The following is an 18009-nucleotide window of genomic DNA, read 5'->3' as shown; positions in this document are numbered from 1 at the left end:
GGCGCGCTTGCGCCGCCCCGCCTTCGTTCAGGGAACGAGCACCACCTTGCCGGTGGTCTTGCGCGCCGCCAGGTCCTTCATTGCCTGCGGCGCGTCGGCAAGGGTGTAGCGCTTCGTCAGGATCGGCCTGATCTCGCCACGCCCCAGCATGCCGAACAGGTCCGCGTAGACCTCGCGAGCCAGTGCGGGCTCGCGCTGCGTGAGCCCGCCCCAGAACACGCCGATCGCGCTTGCCGCGTTCAGCAGCAGCCGGTTGGCGGGGATTTTCGGGATGGTGCCACCAGCGAAGCCGACCACGATGAAGCGGCCGCGCCAGGCCAGCGTGCGCACGCCCTGTTCCGCCTCGTCGCCGCCCACCATGTCGATGACGATGTCCACGCCCTTGGGGGCGATCGCCTTGACCTGGTCGACCCAGTCACGGCGCCGGTAGTCGACCAGCGAATCCGCGCCGTACTCGGCGCACATCTTCAGCTTTTCCTCGCCGCCGGCCGCGGCGATCACGCGTCCCGCGCCCCAGGCCTTGGCCAGCTGGATCGCCGCCAGGCCCACGCCGCCGGCCGCGGCCAGGATCAGCACGGTCTCGCCCGGCTTCATGCGGCCAGCATCCCTCAGGCACAGGTGGGCAGTGGGATAGACGATCGGCATGGTCGCCGCCACCGCATGATCGACGCCGTCGGGCAGCAGGGCGGTCTTCGCCTCTTCGGCAATCGCGTACTCCGCATAGCCGCCGGTGCCGATGTTGGCGGCCACCGAAGCGCCCACCTCGAGCTTGCAGCCTGCGCCCACCGCATCGACGACGCCTGCGATCTCGACGCCGGGCGTGAAGGGGAAGGGCGGCTTGACCTGGTACTTGCCCTCGATCATCAGCGTGTCCAGGAAGTTCAGCGCGGCCGCGCCCACCTTCACCCGGACCTGCCCAGGCCCCGGCTCCGGCAGGGACACCTCCTCGAAGGACATCTGATCCGGCGTGCACCACTCGCGAACGACCCAGGCTTTCATCGACAGCACTCCTTTGACGCAGAAGACCGGGACGGCGTCCCGGACGGTTGGATTCGCCGATTATCTCCGACCCCGGCAAGGCCTGCGGACCCCCCGGCTTACGGACCGCCGGGCGGCAGGACAGGGGTTAGAATCGTGCGGGCTCGGTCCTGCCCGGCGGCCCGGCGGCCGTACGCCAGCTGCCCTCCGCCACCCACCGACCGTCCGCCGCCCATAGCTGCAACCCGGGGCCAGCGCGCCTCCCTTCTGCACAGGAATCCAAGGTGACCCAAGCACACTACGAAACCCAAGGCGATGTCGCCGTCATCACGATGGACAACCCGCCGGTCAACGGCCTCGGCCACGGGCTGCGCAAGGGCATCGTCGAGGGACTGCGGCGTGCGCTGGCCGACGACTCGGTCAAGGCGATCGTGCTGACGGGCAAGGGCAAGGCCTTCTCCGGCGGCGCCGACATCCGCGAGTTCAACACCCCCGCGATGTCCGCCCAGCCGGGCCTGAACACCGTGTTCGAGATGATCGAGAACTCCACGAAGCCGGTCGTGGCGGCGATCCATTCGGTGGCCATGGGCGGCGGCCTGGAGCTCGCGCTCGGCTGCCACTTCCGCGTGTGCGCGCCCGGCGCGCAGATCGCGCTGCCCGAGGTCAAGCTGGGCCTGCTGCCCGGCGGCGGCGGCACGCAGCGGCTGCCCCGCGTGCTGCCCTTCGAGCTCGCGCTGAACATGGTCGTGCAGGGCTTTGCCGTGCCCTCCGACAAACTCAAGGACTACAAGATCTTCGACGCCTTCATCGAGGGCGACCTAATGGCCGGCGCGGTCGACTTCGCCCGCAAGGTGGTGGCCGAGAAGCGCGGCCTGCCGCTGGTGCGCAATCTGAAGGTGGACTACCCCGATGCGGAAGGCTACCTGGCGGTGGCCCGCGCAGCAGTCAAGGCCGCCTCGCCGCGCCTGCCTGCGCCGCTCAACTGCCTGGAGGCGGTCGCCGCCTCCACCGAGCTGCCCTTCGACCAGGGCCTCAAGCGCGAGTGGCAGCTCTTCATCGAGCTGATGGAGTCGCCCGAATCGCGCGCGCTGCGTCACATCTTCTTCGGCGAGCGCGCCGCGGCCAAGATTCCCGACGTCCCGGCCGACACGCCCACCCGCGAGATCAGATCGGCCGCGGTGATCGGCGCCGGCACCATGGGCGGCGGAATCGCGATGAACTTCGCCAACGCCGGCATCCCGGTCACCGTCCTCGAGATGAAGCAGGAGGCGCTGGACAAGGGCATCGGCATCATCCGCAAGAACTACGAGAACAGCGCGAAGCGGGGCCGCATCAAGCCCGAGGACGTCGAGAAGCGCATGGGCCTGATCACGCCCACGCTGTCCTATGACGACATCGGCAACGCCGACATCGTCGTCGAGGCCGTCTTCGAGGACATGGCGGTCAAGGAGACCGTGTTCCGCAAGCTCGACGAAGTGATGAAGCAGGGCGCGATCCTGGCTTCGAACACCTCGACGCTGGACGTCGACCAGATCGCCGCCTTGACCAAGCGCCCGCAGGACGTGATCGGCACGCACTTCTTCAGCCCGGCCAACGTGATGCGCCTGCTGGAGATCGTGCGCGGCGCCAAGACCGGCAAGGACGTGCTGGCCACCACCATGAAGCTGGCCGGGAAGATCCGCAAGCTCGGCGTGGTGGCCGGCGTGTGCGACGGCTTCATCGGCAACCGGATGATCAACCAGTACAGCCGCCAGGCCGGCTACATGATCGAGGAGGGCGCCACCCCGCAGCAGGTGGACCGCGCGATCGAGAAGTGGGGCTTCGCGATGGGCCCCTTCCGCATGGGGGACCTGGCCGGAAACGACGTGGGCTGGTACATCCGCAAGCGTCACTACGCCGAGCATCCGGACGCCAAGTTCCCGCGTTTTGCGGACAAGATCTGCGAACTCGGGCGCTTCGGCCAGAAGACCGGCGCCGGCTACTACAAGTACGAGGCCGGCAAGCGCGATGCGATTCCCGATCCGCTGGTCGAGGAGATGCTCGTCAGGCACCGCGCCGAGCTCGGCATCACGCCGCGCAAGCTCTCGGACGACGAGATCGTCCACCGGCTGCTGTTCGCGCTGGTCAACGAGGGCGCGCAGATCCTCGAGGAAGGCATCGCGCTGCGCGCCTCCGACATCGACATGATCTACCTGACCGGCTACGGCTTCCCGATGCACCGCGGCGGCCCGATGCTGTACGCGGACATGTACGGGCTCTACAACGTCGTCAACCGGATCGAGGACTTCGCCGCCCGGGCCGCGAAAACGCCCAACGGCGATGCGGACTGCTGGAAGCCCGCGCCGCTGCTGCTGCAGCTGGCCGCCGAGGGCAAGCCCTTCAACGCCTGAGCGTTCGTCAAACGAATAGAGGATTCCGAAATGCGTGAAGCAGTCATCGTTTCCACCGCCCGCACCGGCCTGGCGAAGTCCTGGAAGGGCGCCCTCAACATGACGCACGGCGCCACCATGGGCGGCCACGTGATCAGGGCGGCAGTCGAGCGCGCCGGCATCGACCCGGCCGAGGTCGAGGACGTCGTGATGGGCTGCGCCACCCCCGAGGGCGCGACCGGCCAGAACATCGCCCGTCAGGCCGGGCTGATGGCGGGCCTGCCGGTCACCGTCTCCGGCGTCACGGTCAACCGCTTCTGCTCGTCCGGCCTGCAGACCATCGCGATGGCCGCGCAGCGCGTGATCGCCGGCGAGGGCGACATCTTCGTCGCCGGCGGCATCGAGTCGATCTCCTGCGTTCAGAACGAGGCCAACCGCCACATGATCCAGGACCCGAACCTGGCGGCGAAGAAGCCCGAGATCTACTGGTCGATGCTGCAGACCGCCGAGATGGTGGCCAAGCGCTACAACATCGGCCGCGAGGCGATGGACCAGTACGGCGCGCGCAGCCAGCAGCGCGCCTGCGCCGCGGCCGCCGAGGGCAGGTTCAGCGACGAGATCGTCCCGATCACGGTGAAGATGGCCGCCCCCGACAAGGCCACCGGCATGATCGTCACCAAGGAGGTGACGCTGGCCGACGACGAGGGCCGCCGCGAGGGCACCACCTACGAGGGCATTTCGGGCATCCGCCCGGCGCTGCCCGGCGGTCTGGTGGCTGCGGGCAATGCCAGCCAGTTCTCCGACGGCGCCGGCGCCGTGGTGGTGATGGACGCAAAGCTCGCCGAGAAGCGCGGCCTGAAGCCCCTGGGGTACTTCCGCGGATTCGCGGTCGCCGGCTGCGAGCCGGACGAGATGGGCATCGGCCCGGTGTTCGCCGTGCCCAAGCTGCTGGCCCGCGCCGGCCTGAAAGTCCAGGACATCGATATCTGGGAGCTCAACGAGGCCTTCGCGGTGCAGGTGCTCTACTGTCGCGACAAGCTGGGCATCCCGGACGACCGGCTCAACGTCAGCGGCGGCGCGATCGCCGTCGGCCATCCCTTCGGCGTCAGCGGCCAGCGCCTGACCGGCCATGCGCTGATCGAGGGCAAGCGCCGCGGCGGCAAATGGGCCGTGGTGACGATGTGCGTCGGCGGCGGCATGGGCGCGGCGGGTCTGTTCGAGATCGCCTGACCGGCAGGGGAAATCCCCCTCGCCGTATGCGGAGAAGCCGGGCGCAAGCTTTGCAGCGCGTCCCGGCATCGCCGCTTCGGAGTTCCAGATGCAATCCAGGATCCTGTCGCGCCGCGACATCGACTTCCTCATCCACGAGTGGCTGGACGTCGGCGCGCTGACGCAGCGGCCCCACTACGCCGAGCACACCCGCGAGACGCTCGATGCCGCGATCGAGACCTGCGCGAAGATCGCCAGCGATCACTTCGCGCCGATCAACCGGCTGCTCGACACCGAGGAACCGCGTTTCGACGGCGAGCGGGTGCATTCGCCCGAGCCGCTCAAGCGGGCGCTGAAGGTGTTCACCGACGCCGGCCTGATGGCGGCCGGCTTCGACTTCGAGTACGGCGGCATGCAGCTGCCCTACACGGTGGAGCGCGCCTGCTTCGCATGGTTCAACGCAGCCAGCATCGGCGGCGCCGCCTACCCGTTCCTGACCATGGGCAACGCCAACCTGCTGCTTGCGCACGGCAGCCCCGAGCAGGTCGACACCTACGTGCGGCCGATGCTCGAGGGCCGCTGGTTCGGCACCATGTGCCTGTCGGAACCTCAGGCGGGCTCGTCGCTGTCCGACATCCGCACCCGCGCCGAGCGCCAGCCCGACGGCAGCTTCCGGATCTTCGGCAACAAGATGTGGATTTCCGGCGGCGAGCAGGACATCACCGAGAACATCGTCCACCTGGTGCTGGCCAAGATCCCGGACGAGCAGGGCAGGCTGGTGCCCGGGGTCAAGGGAATCTCGCTGTTCGTCGTGCCCAAGGTGCTGGTCAACGCGGACGGCTCGCTGGGCGAGCGCAACGACGTCGCGCTGGCCGGGCTCAACCACAAGATGGGTTACCGCGGCATCACCAACACGCTGCTGAACTTCGGCGAGGGCCGGCACACGCCGGGCGGCGCCGCCGGCGCGGTGGGCTGGCTGGTGGGCAAGGAGCAGCAGGGTCTTTCCTGCATGTTCCACATGATGAACGAGGCGCGGATCGGGGTCGGAATGGGCGCCGCGGTGCTGGGCTACACCGCCTACCTGCATGCGCTGGACTACGCCCGCAACCGGCCGCAGGGCCGGCCGCCCAGGGACAAGGACCCATCGGCGCCCCAGGTGAGCATCGTCGAGCATGCCGACGTGCGCCGGATGCTGCTGGCCGCCAAGGCCTACGCCGAGGGCGGCCTGGCGCTGAACCTCTACTGCGCCCGCCTGGTCGACGAGCAGCGGACCGCGGCCGAGCAGGCGGCGCGCGACGACGCGAACCTGCTGCTGGAACTGCTTACGCCGGTGTGCAAGAGCTGGCCCTCGCAGTGGTGCCAGGAGGCCAACAGCCTGGCGATCCAGGTGCATGGCGGCTACGGCTACACCCGCGACTACATGGTCGAGCAGTTCTACCGCGACCAGCGGCTGAACCCCATCCACGAGGGCACCCACGGAATCCAGGGCCTCGACCTGCTCGGGCGCAAGGTGCGAATGAACGGCGGACGGGCGCTCGCGCTGTTCGCCGGCGCAGTGGGCGCCACCGCCGCGCGGGCCGGCCAGGCCGGCGGCGAGTGGGCGGCGGCGGGACAGGCGATCATCGCTGCGCGCGAGCGCCTCGATGCGGTGGCCGCCAGGCTGCACGGGCTGGGCGACCTGGACCGCACGCTGGCCAACGCCAGCGTCTTCCTCGAGGCCTTCGGCCACGTCGCGGTCGCCTGGATCTGGCTGGAGCAGGCGCTGTGCGCGCGCGCGGCGCTCGAGCGCGGCGGCGCGCAGCTGCATGCCGACGAGCAGGCCTTCTACTCGGGCAAGCTGCAGGCTGCGCGATTCTTCCTGCGCTGGGAACTTCCGAAGACCGGGCCGATGATCGATCTGCTCGACACCGCCGACACCACGACGCTGGACATGCGCGACGCGTGGTTCTGAGCCGTCCTGCTGCCAGCAGCAAGCTACTAAGAATCACCGAAAGCTCCGAAGGACATAGATGACACAGCAGCAGATCGCCCCGCAGGGCATCCCGGTCGGTTATCCCTACGGGGTGCCCTTCGTCGACCACCTCGGCGCACTGATGATCGAGGAGGGCAACGGTTCGTCGATGCTGATCCTCGAGCTCAGGCCCGAGCACCGCAATACCCACGGCGCAGCCCACGGCGGGGTCGTGATGACCCTGCTGGACATCGCGATGGCGCGCGCGGTGCGCGGCCAGACGCGGCACCAGGGGGACGCGGACCATGGGGTGGTGACCATCGAGATGAAGAGCAGCTTCTGCCAGCCGGGGCTCGGCGATCGGCTGTTCGCCCGCGGCACGGCGGTGCACCGGACCACCAGCATGTGCTTTGCCGAGGCCGAGCTGCATGACGAGAACGGCGTGCTGGTGGCGCGCAGCTCCGGCACCTTCAAGGTGCTGCGGCCGCGGCCGGCGACCGCGCCCAAACCTGCGAAGTGAACCGGCCGCTCCGGCGTTCCGGAGCGGCCCATGAACGCGATAACGACAACTGGAGACGACAAGATGACGAGCAACAAGCAGTGGCTGCTGGACAATCGCCCCAAGGGCCAGCCTTCCCCCTCCAATTTCCGCCTCGTCGAGGCGCCGGTTCCGGAGATCGGCCCGGGCGAAGTGCTGGTGCGCAATCATTACTTCTCGCTGGATCCCTACATGCGCGGACGCATGGACGACGCGAAGTCGTACAGCGCGCCGCAGCCGCTTGGCCAAGTGATGCTGGGCGGCAGCGCGGGCGAGGTGCTCGCCAGTCAGGACCCGGCCTTCAGCGTCGGCGACAAGGTGGTCGGTTCGCTGGGCTGGCAGCAGTACGGCAAGTGCAAGGGCGCGCTGCTGCGCAAGGTCGACACCACGCGCGTGCCGCTGTCGGCCTGGCTGGGCGCGGTCGGCATGCCGGGGGTCACCGCCTGGGTCGGGCTCAACACCATCATCGCGCCGAAGGCCGCGGAGACGGTGGTGGTGTCTGCGGCGAGCGGTGCGGTCGGCTCGGTGGTCGGGCAGCTGGCCAAGCTCAAGGGCTGCCGGGTGGTCGGCGTGGCCGGCGGACCCGAGAAGTGCAGGGCGGTGGTCGAGGAATTCGGCTTCGACGCCTGCGTCGACTACAAGGCCGGCAACCTGTCCGCGGACCTGAAGGCGGCCGCGCCTGACGGCTTCGACGGCAACTTCGAGAACGTCGGCGGCGTGGTGCTCGACACCATCCTCTCGCAGATGAACGCCTTCGGCCGGATCGCGGTCTGCGGACTGATCTCCGGTTACAGCGGCGAGCCCATGCCGGTCAACAACTTCCGTTCGGTGCTGGTCAACCGGCTGAAGGTGGAAGGTTTCATCGTCTCCGAGCACATGCAGCACTGGCCGGCGGCGCTCGCCGAGCTGGCCGAGCTGGTCGGCAGCGGCCGGCTGAAGTATCGCGAGACGATTGCCGAGGGCATCGAAGCCGCGCCCGAGGCCTTCATCGGCCTGCTGAAGGGGCGCAACTTCGGCAAGCAGCTGGTCCGGGTCGCCTGAGCAGGCGCACCCAGCCCGCGCACAGGAGGAGACAGCAATGAACGCACCCACGCACACCGTCCGCGAGCAGGTGTCGGCAGAGGAATGGAAGCCAGCATGAGCGCAGCCCCCCGGGACGGCACGTCGCCGCCGATCGTCGACGGGCAGTACCTCGAGGTGTCGCCCGGCGTGCGGCTCCATTACGCCAGCTGCGGCGAGCAGGGTCAGCCGCTGATGCTGTTCATCCACGGCTTCCCAGAATTCTGGGGCGCCTGGAAGGGGCTGATGCCGGCCTTCGCCGATCGCTATCTGACGGTGGCGCCCGACCTGCGGGGCTACAACCTGTCGAGCAAGCCCACCGAACTCGCCGCCTACAAGCCGCAGGTGCTGCTCGGCGACCTGGCCGGCCTGATCCGCGGCCTCGGCTACCGGAAGGCCGTGGTGGTGGCCCACGACTGGGGCGGCGCTCTGGCCTGGGCGCTGGCCATCTCCCATCCGGAGCTGGTCGAACGGCTGGTGATCCTGAATGCCACCCACCCGGTGCCCTTCGCGCGCGCGCTGGTCGAGGATCCTGAACAGCGCGAGGCGAGCCAGTACATGAACTGGCTGCGCACCCCGGGCTGCGAGCAGGAACTGATGGCCGAGGACTTCCGGGGCATCGAGGAGTTCTTCCACAAGGTGGGCGAAGCGAAATGGTTCCCGGCGGTGCGCGACGAGTACCGCGCCGCCTGGAGCCAGCCCGGCGCGCTGACCGCGGCGGTCAACTACTACCGCGCCTCGCCCCTGCATCCGCCCACCGCCGACCAGCCCGGCGCCGCGAAGCTGAAGCTGCGCGAGGAAGACTTCATGGTGCGGGTGCCCACCCTGGTGATCTGGGGCGAGCGCGACGCGGCGCTGCGCCCGGTGCTGCTCGAGGGGCTCGAGCGGATGGTGCCCGACCTGCGCATCGAGCGCCTGCCGCAGGCGACGCACTGGCTGGTGCACGAGGAGCCCGAGCGCATCGTCGCCTGGATGCGCGACTTCCTCGGAGACTGAATGCCACTCGATCCGCAGGTCGAGAAGATCCTCTACTGGGCGCAGCGCGCGGCGACTCCGTCGTTCGCCGAGATCGGCGCAGAGGCGGCGCGCGCGCTCTACGAGCGGACGGTGCTGACCCTCGACATCGCGCCGCGGCCGATGCACGAGGTGCAGGACCATCAGGTGGCGCTTGCCGGCCGCCGCATCCGGATCCGCCAGTACTCGCCGACGCCCCATGGCTGGGCGCAGCCGATGCCCGCGCTGCTCTACTTCCACGGCGGCGGCTTCACGATCGGATCGGTCGACACCCACGACCGCGTCTGCCGGATGCTTGCCGCCGACGCCGACTGCCTGGTGTTCTCGGTCGATTACCGGCTCGCGCCGGAGCACCCCTTTCCGGCTGCGGTGGACGACGCCTTCGACAGCCTGCTCTGGCTGCGGGCCGAGGCCGGCGCCCTCGGAGTGGACCTGGAGCGCATCGCGGTCGGCGGCGACAGCGCGGGCGGCACGCTCGCGGCCGCCACCGCAATCCATGCCCGCGACCTCGGCCTGCCGCTTGCCCTGCAGCTGCTGGTCTACCCCGGCACGGCTGGCGGGCAGGGCACCGAGTCCCATCGGCGCCTGGCCCGCGGCTACCTGCTCGATGCGGAGGTCATCCGCTGGTTCTTCGGCAACTACGTGCGCAGCCCGGCCGAGCGTGACGACTGGCGCTTTGCGCCGCTCAACGCGCCCAGCCTCGCCCGGCTCGCGCCGGCATGGATCGCGCTCGCCGAGTTCGACCCGCTGGTCGACGAGGGCCTCGACTACGCGGAGCGCCTGCGCACCGCGGGCGTGCCGGTCGACTGCACCGTCTACGAAGGCATGATCCACGCCTTCTTCCAGCACGCAGGCTTCGTGGTCCGGGCGCGGCAGGCCCATGCCGACGCCTGCGCGGCGCTGCGCGCGGCCTTCGCCGAGCCCGCCATCCCGACAGGAGACTGACATGGCCCGATCCGAGTTCCGCTTCGCACATTCCCTGCGCGTGCGCTGGGCCGAGGCGGACATGCAGGGCGTGGTCTTCAACGGCCACTACCTGGCCTACTTCGACATCGGCGTGACCGAATACCTGCGCGAGCTCTGCGGCGGCGACTCCACCCGGCTGCAGCACGCCTTCGAGCGCATGTACGTGGTCAAGAGCACGCTCGAATACCGCAGCCCCGCGCGCTTCGACGAGGTGATCGAGCTCTGCGTGCGCACCGCGCGCCTGGGCGGCTCCAGCATGCGCGTGCTGCTCGAGATCCACCGCGACGGCGAACTGCTGGTCACCGGCGAGAACGTCTACGTGTTCGCCGAGGAAGGCAAGTCGCAGCCGATTCCCGGAGAGCTGCGCGAGCTGATCCGCGGTTTCGAATCCACGCCTCCGGAGGAATGATGGGGGTGCAGGTGCGCACCGGCGACTGGGCGACCCTGGGCGAGCCGGCCACCCGGGTTCGCGCCGAAGTCTTCGTGCGCGAGCAGGGCATTCCGCTCGAGCGGGAGCTCGACGGGCAGGATCCCGACTGCGTCCACTGCGTCGCCTGGGTGGACGACGCACCGGTGGCCACCGGGCGCCTGCTTGCCGACGGACACATCGGCAGGATGGCGGTGCTCGCGGCGCACCGCGGACGCGGTTTCGGCAGCCTGGTGCTGCGCGGCCTGCTCGACGCCGCCGCCTCGCGCGGCGACGCCGAGGTCGCGCTCGCCGCGCAGGCGTCCGCGGTCGGCTTCTATGCCCGCCATGGCTTCGCCACGGAAGGCAGGCCCTTCATCGAGGTCGGCATCGAACACCATCGGATGCGCAGGCGGCTCTTCGCCGGCGCGGAGGGCCAGGCGTTCGGGCCGGCGCAGGACGGGGCTGGCCTCGACGCTGACGATGCGCACGATGACGATCCGGGCCGGGTCCGGGCGCAGGCCAACGGCCTGTCCGCCCCGCGCGACCGCATCGAGGCGATGGCCGACGGCATCGGGCTTCACCTGTGCGACTGGGGCGAAGGCAGGGGGCGCGGCGTCTACCTGCTGCACGGGCTGGGCGAGCACGTGGGGCGCTACGACGCGCTGGCGCGCTGGTTCTGCGCGCGCGGCTGGCGGGTCCGCGGACACGACCACGCAGGCCACGGCCGCAGCGGCGGGCGGCGGGGTGCCCTGCGCAGCGAGCGCCAGCTGGTCGAGCATGCGCGCACGCTGATCGAAGGGTTCGCGGACACGCTCGGCGAGCCTCCGCTGCTGCTCGGGCACAGCATGGGCGGAGCGCTGGCGGCGCAGCTGGTGGTGTGCGAGGGCGTCCCGGTGCGCGGGCTGGTGCTTTCGTCGCCCGCGCTGGACACCGGCATCGGCGCAGCGCAGCGCGCACTCGCCGCGCTGCTGTACCGGCTCGCGCCCAACCTGGCGATCGGCAACGGCCTGGACCCGCAGGCCCTCTCGCATGACGCGCACGTGGTGCGGGCCTACCTCGAGGATCCGCTGGTCCACGACCGGATCAGCGCGCGGCTGCTGCGCTGGCTCATGTCGGCCGGGGAGGGCGCCCGGCGCGCCGCCGGATCGCTGGCGGTGCCCACGTTGCTGCAGGTGGCCGGGGCCGACCGGCTGGTGAACCCCGAAGGCAGCCGGGCCTTCGCGCGCGCAGCACCCGAAGCCCTGCTGACGATGCACTGGTACGAGGGGCTGTACCACGAGATCTACAACGAGCAGGAGGCGGATCGCCGCCGGGTGCTGACCGACCTGGAGCGCTGGCTGGGCGGGCTGCGTTCAGACGCGCTCAGTCCGCCATCCTGAACACCTCGCGATGACGGCCTGCGAGTGCGCAGTCCGCCAGCCCGGAGGCCGCGGCGCAGCGTTCGATCGCCTCGAGCGTCGCGGCCGGCCAGCCCTGCGTGGCCACGCGCCCCTCGAAGCGATAGACCTCCAGCCAGGTGAGCCAGTCGCTGGCGGCGTCCGGCGCCTCCATGCGCAGACCGGCGCGCAACTGGGCGCCGCAGGCCAGCCCCGCCAGGGTGCGCTGCTTCGCCAGCGCCGCGCGCACCGCGTCCTCACGAGCGGGGGCGGCGCGGAAGTACACGTAGATCTCGAGGACGGCGCTGATGTCGGCGCCCGAGTCGACGCCGCTCACGACGGCAGGGCGTAGGGAAGCTCGCCGGGCTCGATCGTTGCAGCAGTCGGAGCAGTCGCACCGGTCGCACCGGACGCACCGGACGCACCGAGCACGCTCAGCGGGCCGCCGGCGACCGCTGCCAGCTGCGCCTCATAGAGCAGGGCTGCCCCGCCGTCCGGCGCGGCTGCTGCGACAACGACCCGGCCCACCGGCTGCCCAGCGGCGTCGAGCACGTCCGAACCGGGCGCTGGCGCCTCGCCCAGCACCCGGCCCAGGTGCATCCTGCGCCGCTGCTTGCCCAGGTAATGGGTGCGGGCGACGATCTCCTGGCCCGGATAGCAGCCCTTGGTGAAACTCACGCCGCCGGAGAGGTCCAGGTTGAGCATCTGGGGCACGAACTGCTCCGCGGTGGCGGCGACGAGGCGCGGCACGCCGGCCAGGATCTCGGTCCAGCGCCACGCCTCGGAGGACACTGCTGCCAGGCCGAGGTCTTCCGCCATCAGCCGCTGCCACGCGGCGGCGGCCTCGTGCGCGGGCAGCGCGAGCAGCCAGCGCGGGCAGTCGCCGCCCGCCAGCTGCACGGGGGGCAGTGCGATGACCGTTGCGGCGCCGGCCCGCACGACCTCCATCGGCACCGGCGCGGCGAGCCCCAGGCGCTCGAGCGCCGCCGGTGCGCCCCGACCGCCCAGGCCGAACAGCACCCGCTCGCCGGAGACATCCGCCACCCTGGCCTTGGCGCGCAGCACGTACATCGAGAGCCGCCTGGCCAGCGCCGCCGCCATCGGTCGCGCCACGCTGAGCGCCACCGCCTCGTCCTCGCGCCAGCCGAGGAACACCGACAGCAGCCGTCCCTTGGCCGTGCAGTAACCGAACCAGCGGGCCTGGCCCTGCGCAAGACCCTCGACATCGTTGGTGAGCTGGCCGTGCAGGAAGCGCAGGGCATCCGCCCCCGAGACGTTCAGCAGGCCCAGGTCCGGCAGCGGAGCCAGGAAGCCGTCAGCCATCCGCCCGGAGCCGACCTGGGCGGCGCCTGCCTGAACACCGTAGTCGTCCTCCGCGAGGCGCAGGCTCAGGGGCGTGGCCAGCGCGTGCCAGGCATCGGGAGTGTCGGACGCAGCGGGGGCGGGTAAAGGCATGCTCATCGGTGGGGGAGCCGGAGAAGGGGGACGGCTTATTATATGGAGCCCGATCCGCACGGAACCCATGAACCGCATCCTCGTTGTGCTCATTGCGCTCGGCCTGCTCGTGGCCGCCGGCGCGGGCCTGGCCTGGCACGGCTACGCGGTCGCGCCGCTGGCTCTGCCGGACGCTCCGATGCGGCTGCGCGTCGAGCGCGGCGCCAGCCTCGCCGCGGTCGGCGCGAGCCTGCGCAAGCAGGGCGTCGACCTGCCCGCCTGGCGGCTCTCGCTCGCCGCCCGCCTGCGGGGCGACGCCCACGAGATAAAGGCCGGCGTCTACGAGCTGGCAGCTCCGCTCAGCCTCGCAGGCCTGCTCGACAAGCTGGTCCGGGGCGACGTCCTGCTCTTCGACCTGACTGTCGTCGAGGGCTGGACCTTCCGCCAGATGCGCGCCGCGCTGGCGCGTCACCCGGAGCTGCGCCAGGACAGCGCGAAGGCGGCGGATGCCGAGATCCTCGCGCGCATCGGCGCCGCGGAGAAGCATCCCGAAGGTCTGTTCTTCCCGAGCACTTACCGGTTTTCGCCCGGCAGCAGCGACTACGAGATCTACGCGCAGGCCTACCGGATGATGAAGCAGGCGCTCGAGCAGGCCTGGGCCGCGCGCGCGCCCGGCGTGCCGGTGGCCACGCCCTACGAGGCGCTGATCCTCGCGTCGATCGTCGAGAAGGAGACCGGGCGCCCCGAAGACCGCGCGATGGTCGCGGGCGTGTTCACCAACCGGCTGCGCGTCGGGATGATGCTGCAGAGCGACCCCACCACCATCTACGGGCTGGGCGAGGGCTTCGACGGCAATCTCAGGCGCAGCGACCTGCGCGCGCCCACGCCCTACAACACCTACACCCGTGGCGGCCTGCCGCCGACGCCGATTGCGCTGCCGGGCCGCGATGCGATCGCCGCCACGCTCAAGCCGGCCGAAACGCGGGCGCTCTACTTCGTCGCGCGCGGTGACGGCAGCAGTGAATTCTCCGAAGATCTCGCCGCCCACAACCGCGCGGTGACGCGCTTCCAGCTCCAACGGGAGCGCCAGTGAGCGGGCAGCTGGTGACTTTCGAAGGGATCGATGGCGCGGGCAAGAGCACCCATGTCGCCTGGTATGCGCAGCGCCTGCGGGATCGCGGAGTCGAGGTCGTCCTGACCCGCGAGCCGGGCGGCACGCCACTGGCCGAGCGACTGCGCGATCTGCTGCTTGGCGAGCCGATGTCGCTCGGCACCGAAACCCTGCTGATGTTCGCGGCGCGCAACGAGCACCTGGAAGGACTGATCCGGCCCGCGCTCGCCCGCGGCGCATGGGTGGTCTGCGACCGTTTCACCGATTCCACCTACGCCTACCAAGGCGGCGGACGGGGCGTTCCCTTCGAGCGAATCGAAGGGCTCGAAGACTGGGTACACGGCGGTCTGCAGCCGCGGCGCACCTACCTGTTCGACCTGCCCGCCGAGCTTGCCGCGCAGCGGCGGGCCGCGGCGCGTGACGCTGACCGGTTCGAGGCGGAGGATCTCGCCTTCTTCGGCCGGGTACGCGATGCCTACCTCGCGCGGCAGGCGCGCGACCCGGCGCGCATCCTCGCGATCGACGCCCGCCGCGGCATCGATTCAATTCGCGCATCACTCGAACTAGACATCGCAAGTATCTGGAACCAATGATTTTTCCGTGGACACAACCAGATCTTGACCGGCTGCTGGCAATGCGCCGGGCGCTGCCGCATGCGCTGCTGGTACATGGCCCCGACGGGGTCGGCAAGGCACAGCTGGCGCGTCAATTCGCGGGCGCGCTGCTGTGCGAGTCGCCGCTCCCCGACGGGGATGCCTGCGGGAAGTGCGTTGCCTGCGGCTGGTTCGCGCAATCCAATCATCCCGATTTCCGCCTGCTGATTCCCGAGGCGGACGAGGAGGGCGGCGAGGGCCGAGCCGAGGGGAAGAAGGCCAGCCGCGCCATCCGCATCCAGCAGGTTCGCGCGCTGGCGGAGTTCCTCAACGTGGGCGGTCACCGGGGCGGGCGCAAGGTGGTACTGATCTTGCCCGCCGACGCGCTGAACACGCCCGCCGCCAACGCCCTGCTCAAGACGCTGGAGGAGCCGCCAGGCACCACCGTGTTCCTGCTGGTCACCGGCCATGCCGACGCGCTGCCGGCCACCATCCGCTCGCGCTGCGTGGCGATCGGGGTTCCGTTGCCGGCGCCGGAGGTGGCGCTCGGGTGGCTGGCCGCCCAGGAAGGCGTCGAGGCGGACGGCGCACCGGCGCTGCTGGCGGCGGTCGGCGGGGCGCCGCTGCGGGCGCTGGCGCTCGCCGAGCCCTCGGAGGCTGCCGCCCATCGGGCGGTGCTGCAGGCGCTGGCCGAGTTGCCGGACACTACGGTCATCCGGGCTGCGGACACCGTGGCTGCCCATCCCCCGAGGATGTGGCTGCCCCTGCTGCTGGCCTGGGTCTCGGACCTCGGACGCGTCCTCGCGGGCGCGCAAGCCAGGCGCTTCCCGGATCGCGCAGACCGCCTCGCGCGGCTCGCCCGGAGCACCAGCCTGGAGCGCGTCGCGAGCTACGCGGCCTGGCTGCAGCACCAGCAGGCGGTGGCGGAGCATCCGCTGAACCCCCGCCTGCTGTGCGAGGACACCCTGCTGCGCTACGGCGCGCTGTTCCCGGCGGAAGCGAAGGCGAAGAAGTGATGGCACAGACGACCCTCTCGAACGATTCGATCCCGGTGACCGAGCCGATGGACAGCGCAGCAGCGCCCCGGCCCAGCGTGATGTCGCTGTCGATCCGGGACAAGTCCTCGCTGCACGCGGCCTACATGGCCTTCGTCGACGGCGGCGGGCTCTTCATTCCCACCGCGCGCCCGGCCCGCCTCGGCGACGAGATCTACGCGCTGCTCTCGCTGATGGACGAGCCCGGCCGCATGCCGGTGCCCGGGTCGGTGTGCTGGATCACGCCGGCAGGGGTGCCCGGAAGGCCGCAGGGCATCGGCGTGCGCTTCGCGCGCAACGAGGCTGGCGAGCAGGCGCGGGTCCGCATCGAGACCCTGCTCGGCGGCACGCAGAAGGCCGAACGCGTCACCCACACGATCTGAATCGGCCAACGGGGCTAGAATCGGGCGCCTTCCCGCCCGTATCCAGCCACCCGTGTTCATCGACTCCCACTGCCACCTCGACTTCCCCGACCTCGCCGGACGCATCGACGACATCCTGCTGCGGATGACCGAGAACGCGGTCGACGCCGCGATGTGCATCTCGGTCACGATGGAAGCCTTCCCGGCGGTGCTCGCGCTCGCCGAATCCCATGAGCGCCTCTGGGCCACGGTCGGCGTGCATCCCGACTACCAGGACATCGACGAGCCCGACGTGGACCGTCTGGTGCGCCTGGCCGCGCACCCGAAGATCCTCGCGATCGGCGAGACCGGCCTCGACTACTACCGGCTCGAGGGCGACCTGGAGTGGCAGCGCGAGCGCTTCCGCACCCACATCCGCGCGGCGCGAGCCTGCGGCAAGCCGCTGGTGGTGCACACCCGCGCGGCGTCGGCCGACACCCTGAGGCTGCTGCGGGAGGAGGGCGCGGAGGCGGTCGGTGGCGTGATGCACTGCTTCACCGAGGACTGGGAGACCGCGCGCGCCGCGATCGACCTGGGCTTCGCGATCTCGTTCTCCGGAATCGTCACCTTCAAGAGCGCCAAGGACCTGCGCGAGGTGGCGGCGAAAGTGCCCGACGACCGGCTGCTGATCGAGACCGATTCCCCCTACCTGGCGCCGGTGCCTTTCCGCGGCCGGACCAACGAGCCCGCCTTCGTGCGCCATGTGGCCGAATGCCTGGCCGAGGTGAGGGGCACCGACATTGCCCGGATCGGCGCGCTTACGACGGAGAATTTCCATCGTGTATTCAAGCCCTTGTAAGCCAGTTTTCAAGTCACGCCGCAGCTTCTGCGCGAGCCTCGCGCTGGCGGCGCTGCTGCCTGGGGCGCCGCGTGCGGCCCGCGCCGACGCCTACCGCGACTTCTTCGATGCGATCGGCCGCAATGACGCCCGCCAGGTCGAAACCCTGATCCTGCGCGGCATCGGCACCAACTCCGCCGACCCCCGGCTCGGTCCCGCGCTCGTCCATGCCGCAAGCCAGCGCGCGCACGATGCGCTGGCCGCGCTGCTGCTGTCGCCCGCCACCAACGTCGACGCCCGCAACCAGGCCGGCGAGACCGCGCTGATGTACGCCGCCCTGCATGGGGAGATCGCGACGATGAAGCTGCTGCTGTCGCGCGGGGCGCAGGTCAACCACCCCGGCTGGACGCCGCTGCACTACGCGGCTGGCGCCGGCCAGCTCGACGCGGTGAAACTGCTGCTCGAGCATCATGCCTACATCGATGCGGCCTCCGCCAACGGCACCACGCCGGCGATGATGGCGGCCCGCCAGCAGAAGCCCACGGTGGCGCGCTATCTGGTGGAGCAGGGCGCCGATCCCACGCTGGTCAACGAGGCCGGCATGGACGCGGCGCGCTACCTCGAGCGCAACGGCGACACCGACCATGCTGCCTGGATGCGCGAGCGCGCCGCGGAATTCCGGCGCCGCTATGGCACGAAGGAGGCGCCGGTCCCGGCCGGCGCGCGCTGACGGGCCGGACTCACGACCAGCGCCCCCGCGCGGACGCGGGCGTCGCGCGACGCCGCGAA

The 18009-nt window shown here is 70.6% G+C and carries 18 protein-coding genes; 15 read left to right on the top strand and 3 right to left on the bottom strand.

Features of this window, described 5'->3' with window-relative positions; genetic code table 11:
• Positions 1 to 27: 27 nt before the first annotated feature.
• Positions 28 to 999, bottom strand: coding sequence for an NADPH:quinone oxidoreductase family protein (locus tag HNQ70_RS02030; protein WP_183963762.1), 972 nt, complete (start codon positions 997 to 999; stop codon positions 28 to 30).
• Between the two features lie 263 nt (positions 1000 to 1262).
• Here HNQ70_RS02030 and HNQ70_RS02025 point away from each other — a divergent pair, with 263 nt between their 5' ends.
• The 9 genes from HNQ70_RS02025 (at position 1263) to HNQ70_RS01985 (ending at position 11872) form a co-directional block, all read left to right on the top strand.
• Complete coding sequence (locus HNQ70_RS02025) at positions 1263 to 3368, top strand: 3-hydroxyacyl-CoA dehydrogenase NAD-binding domain-containing protein (protein ID WP_343060591.1); 2106 nt, start codon at positions 1263 to 1265, stop codon at positions 3366 to 3368.
• Between the two features lie 30 nt (positions 3369 to 3398).
• Complete coding sequence (locus HNQ70_RS02020) at positions 3399 to 4577, top strand: acetyl-CoA C-acyltransferase (RefSeq protein ID WP_183963760.1); 1179 nt, start codon at positions 3399 to 3401, stop codon at positions 4575 to 4577.
• An 88-nt stretch (positions 4578 to 4665) separates the two neighbouring features.
• Complete coding sequence (locus HNQ70_RS02015) at positions 4666 to 6507, top strand: acyl-CoA dehydrogenase (protein ID WP_183963758.1); 1842 nt, start codon at positions 4666 to 4668, stop codon at positions 6505 to 6507.
• A gap of 58 nt (positions 6508 to 6565) precedes the next feature.
• Positions 6566 to 7027, top strand: a complete 462-nt coding sequence (locus HNQ70_RS02010) for a PaaI family thioesterase (RefSeq protein WP_183963756.1) — start codon at positions 6566 to 6568, stop codon at positions 7025 to 7027.
• A 63-nt stretch (positions 7028 to 7090) separates the two neighbouring features.
• Positions 7091 to 8086, top strand: a complete 996-nt coding sequence (locus HNQ70_RS02005) for an NADP-dependent oxidoreductase (RefSeq protein WP_183963754.1) — start codon at positions 7091 to 7093, stop codon at positions 8084 to 8086.
• A 96-nt stretch (positions 8087 to 8182) separates the two neighbouring features.
• Entirely contained in the window at positions 8183 to 9100 is a 918-nt protein-coding gene (locus HNQ70_RS02000) for an alpha/beta fold hydrolase (RefSeq protein ID WP_183963752.1), read from the top strand.
• The gene (locus HNQ70_RS01995) at positions 9101 to 10063 is read left to right on the top strand and encodes an alpha/beta hydrolase (protein ID WP_183963751.1); all 963 of its coding nucleotides are present in this window, start codon (positions 9101 to 9103) and stop codon (positions 10061 to 10063) included.
• Between the two features lies 1 nt (position 10064).
• Entirely contained in the window at positions 10065 to 10493 is a 429-nt protein-coding gene (locus HNQ70_RS01990; protein WP_183963749.1) for an acyl-CoA thioesterase, read from the top strand.
• A 5-nt stretch (positions 10494 to 10498) separates the two neighbouring features.
• A complete protein-coding gene (locus HNQ70_RS01985) occupies positions 10499 to 11872 on the top strand; it encodes a GNAT family N-acetyltransferase (protein ID WP_183963747.1) in 1374 nt (457 codons plus the stop codon).
• Here HNQ70_RS01985 and HNQ70_RS01980 read toward each other — a convergent pair.
• Together HNQ70_RS01980 and ygfZ are read right to left on the bottom strand one after the other, a co-directional pair.
• Entirely contained in the window at positions 11856 to 12206 is a 351-nt protein-coding gene (locus tag HNQ70_RS01980; RefSeq protein ID WP_183963745.1) for a hypothetical protein, read from the bottom strand. The genes HNQ70_RS01985 and HNQ70_RS01980 overlap by 17 nt on opposite strands.
• Positions 12203 to 13330 carry a CAF17-like 4Fe-4S cluster assembly/insertion protein YgfZ gene (gene ygfZ, locus HNQ70_RS01975; protein ID WP_183963743.1) on the bottom strand — a complete coding sequence of 376 codons (1128 nt, stop codon included), beginning with the start codon at positions 13328 to 13330 and terminating at the stop codon, positions 12203 to 12205. The genes HNQ70_RS01980 and ygfZ overlap by 4 nt, the downstream gene beginning before the upstream one ends.
• Before the next feature lie 61 nt (positions 13331 to 13391).
• Here ygfZ and mltG point away from each other — a divergent pair, with 61 nt between their 5' ends.
• The 6 genes from mltG to HNQ70_RS01945 are packed head-to-tail and all read left to right on the top strand — an operon-like array spanning position 13392 to position 17950.
• Complete coding sequence (mltG, locus tag HNQ70_RS01970; RefSeq protein ID WP_183963742.1) at positions 13392 to 14396, top strand: endolytic transglycosylase MltG; 1005 nt, start codon at positions 13392 to 13394, stop codon at positions 14394 to 14396.
• On the top strand, positions 14393 to 15007 hold the full coding sequence (tmk, locus tag HNQ70_RS01965) for a dTMP kinase (protein ID WP_183963741.1): 615 nt from the start codon (positions 14393 to 14395) through the stop codon (positions 15005 to 15007). The genes mltG and tmk overlap by 4 nt, the downstream gene beginning before the upstream one ends.
• Positions 15008 to 15048: 41 nt before the next feature.
• The gene (gene holB / locus HNQ70_RS01960; protein ID WP_221302591.1) at positions 15049 to 16023 is read left to right on the top strand and encodes a DNA polymerase III subunit delta'; all 975 of its coding nucleotides are present in this window, start codon (positions 15049 to 15051) and stop codon (positions 16021 to 16023) included.
• On the top strand, positions 16023 to 16424 hold the full coding sequence (locus tag HNQ70_RS01955; protein ID WP_343060589.1) for a PilZ domain-containing protein: 402 nt from the start codon (positions 16023 to 16025) through the stop codon (positions 16422 to 16424). The genes holB and HNQ70_RS01955 overlap by 1 nt, the downstream gene beginning before the upstream one ends.
• A 52-nt stretch (positions 16425 to 16476) precedes the next feature.
• Entirely contained in the window at positions 16477 to 17241 is a 765-nt protein-coding gene (locus HNQ70_RS01950) for a YchF/TatD family DNA exonuclease (RefSeq protein ID WP_183963739.1), read from the top strand.
• Positions 17222 to 17950 (top strand): ankyrin repeat domain-containing protein, encoded by a 729-nt coding sequence (locus HNQ70_RS01945; protein ID WP_183963738.1) that lies wholly within the window; start codon positions 17222 to 17224, stop codon positions 17948 to 17950. The genes HNQ70_RS01950 and HNQ70_RS01945 overlap by 20 nt, the downstream gene beginning before the upstream one ends.
• The last annotated feature ends 59 nt before the right edge of the window (positions 17951 to 18009 follow it).

It is taken from the genome of Quisquiliibacterium transsilvanicum, assembly GCF_014202215.1.
GTDB classification, from domain to species: Bacteria; Pseudomonadota; Gammaproteobacteria; order Burkholderiales; family Burkholderiaceae_E; genus Quisquiliibacterium; species Quisquiliibacterium transsilvanicum.
This window is presented reverse-complemented; position numbering and strand designations above follow the sequence as displayed.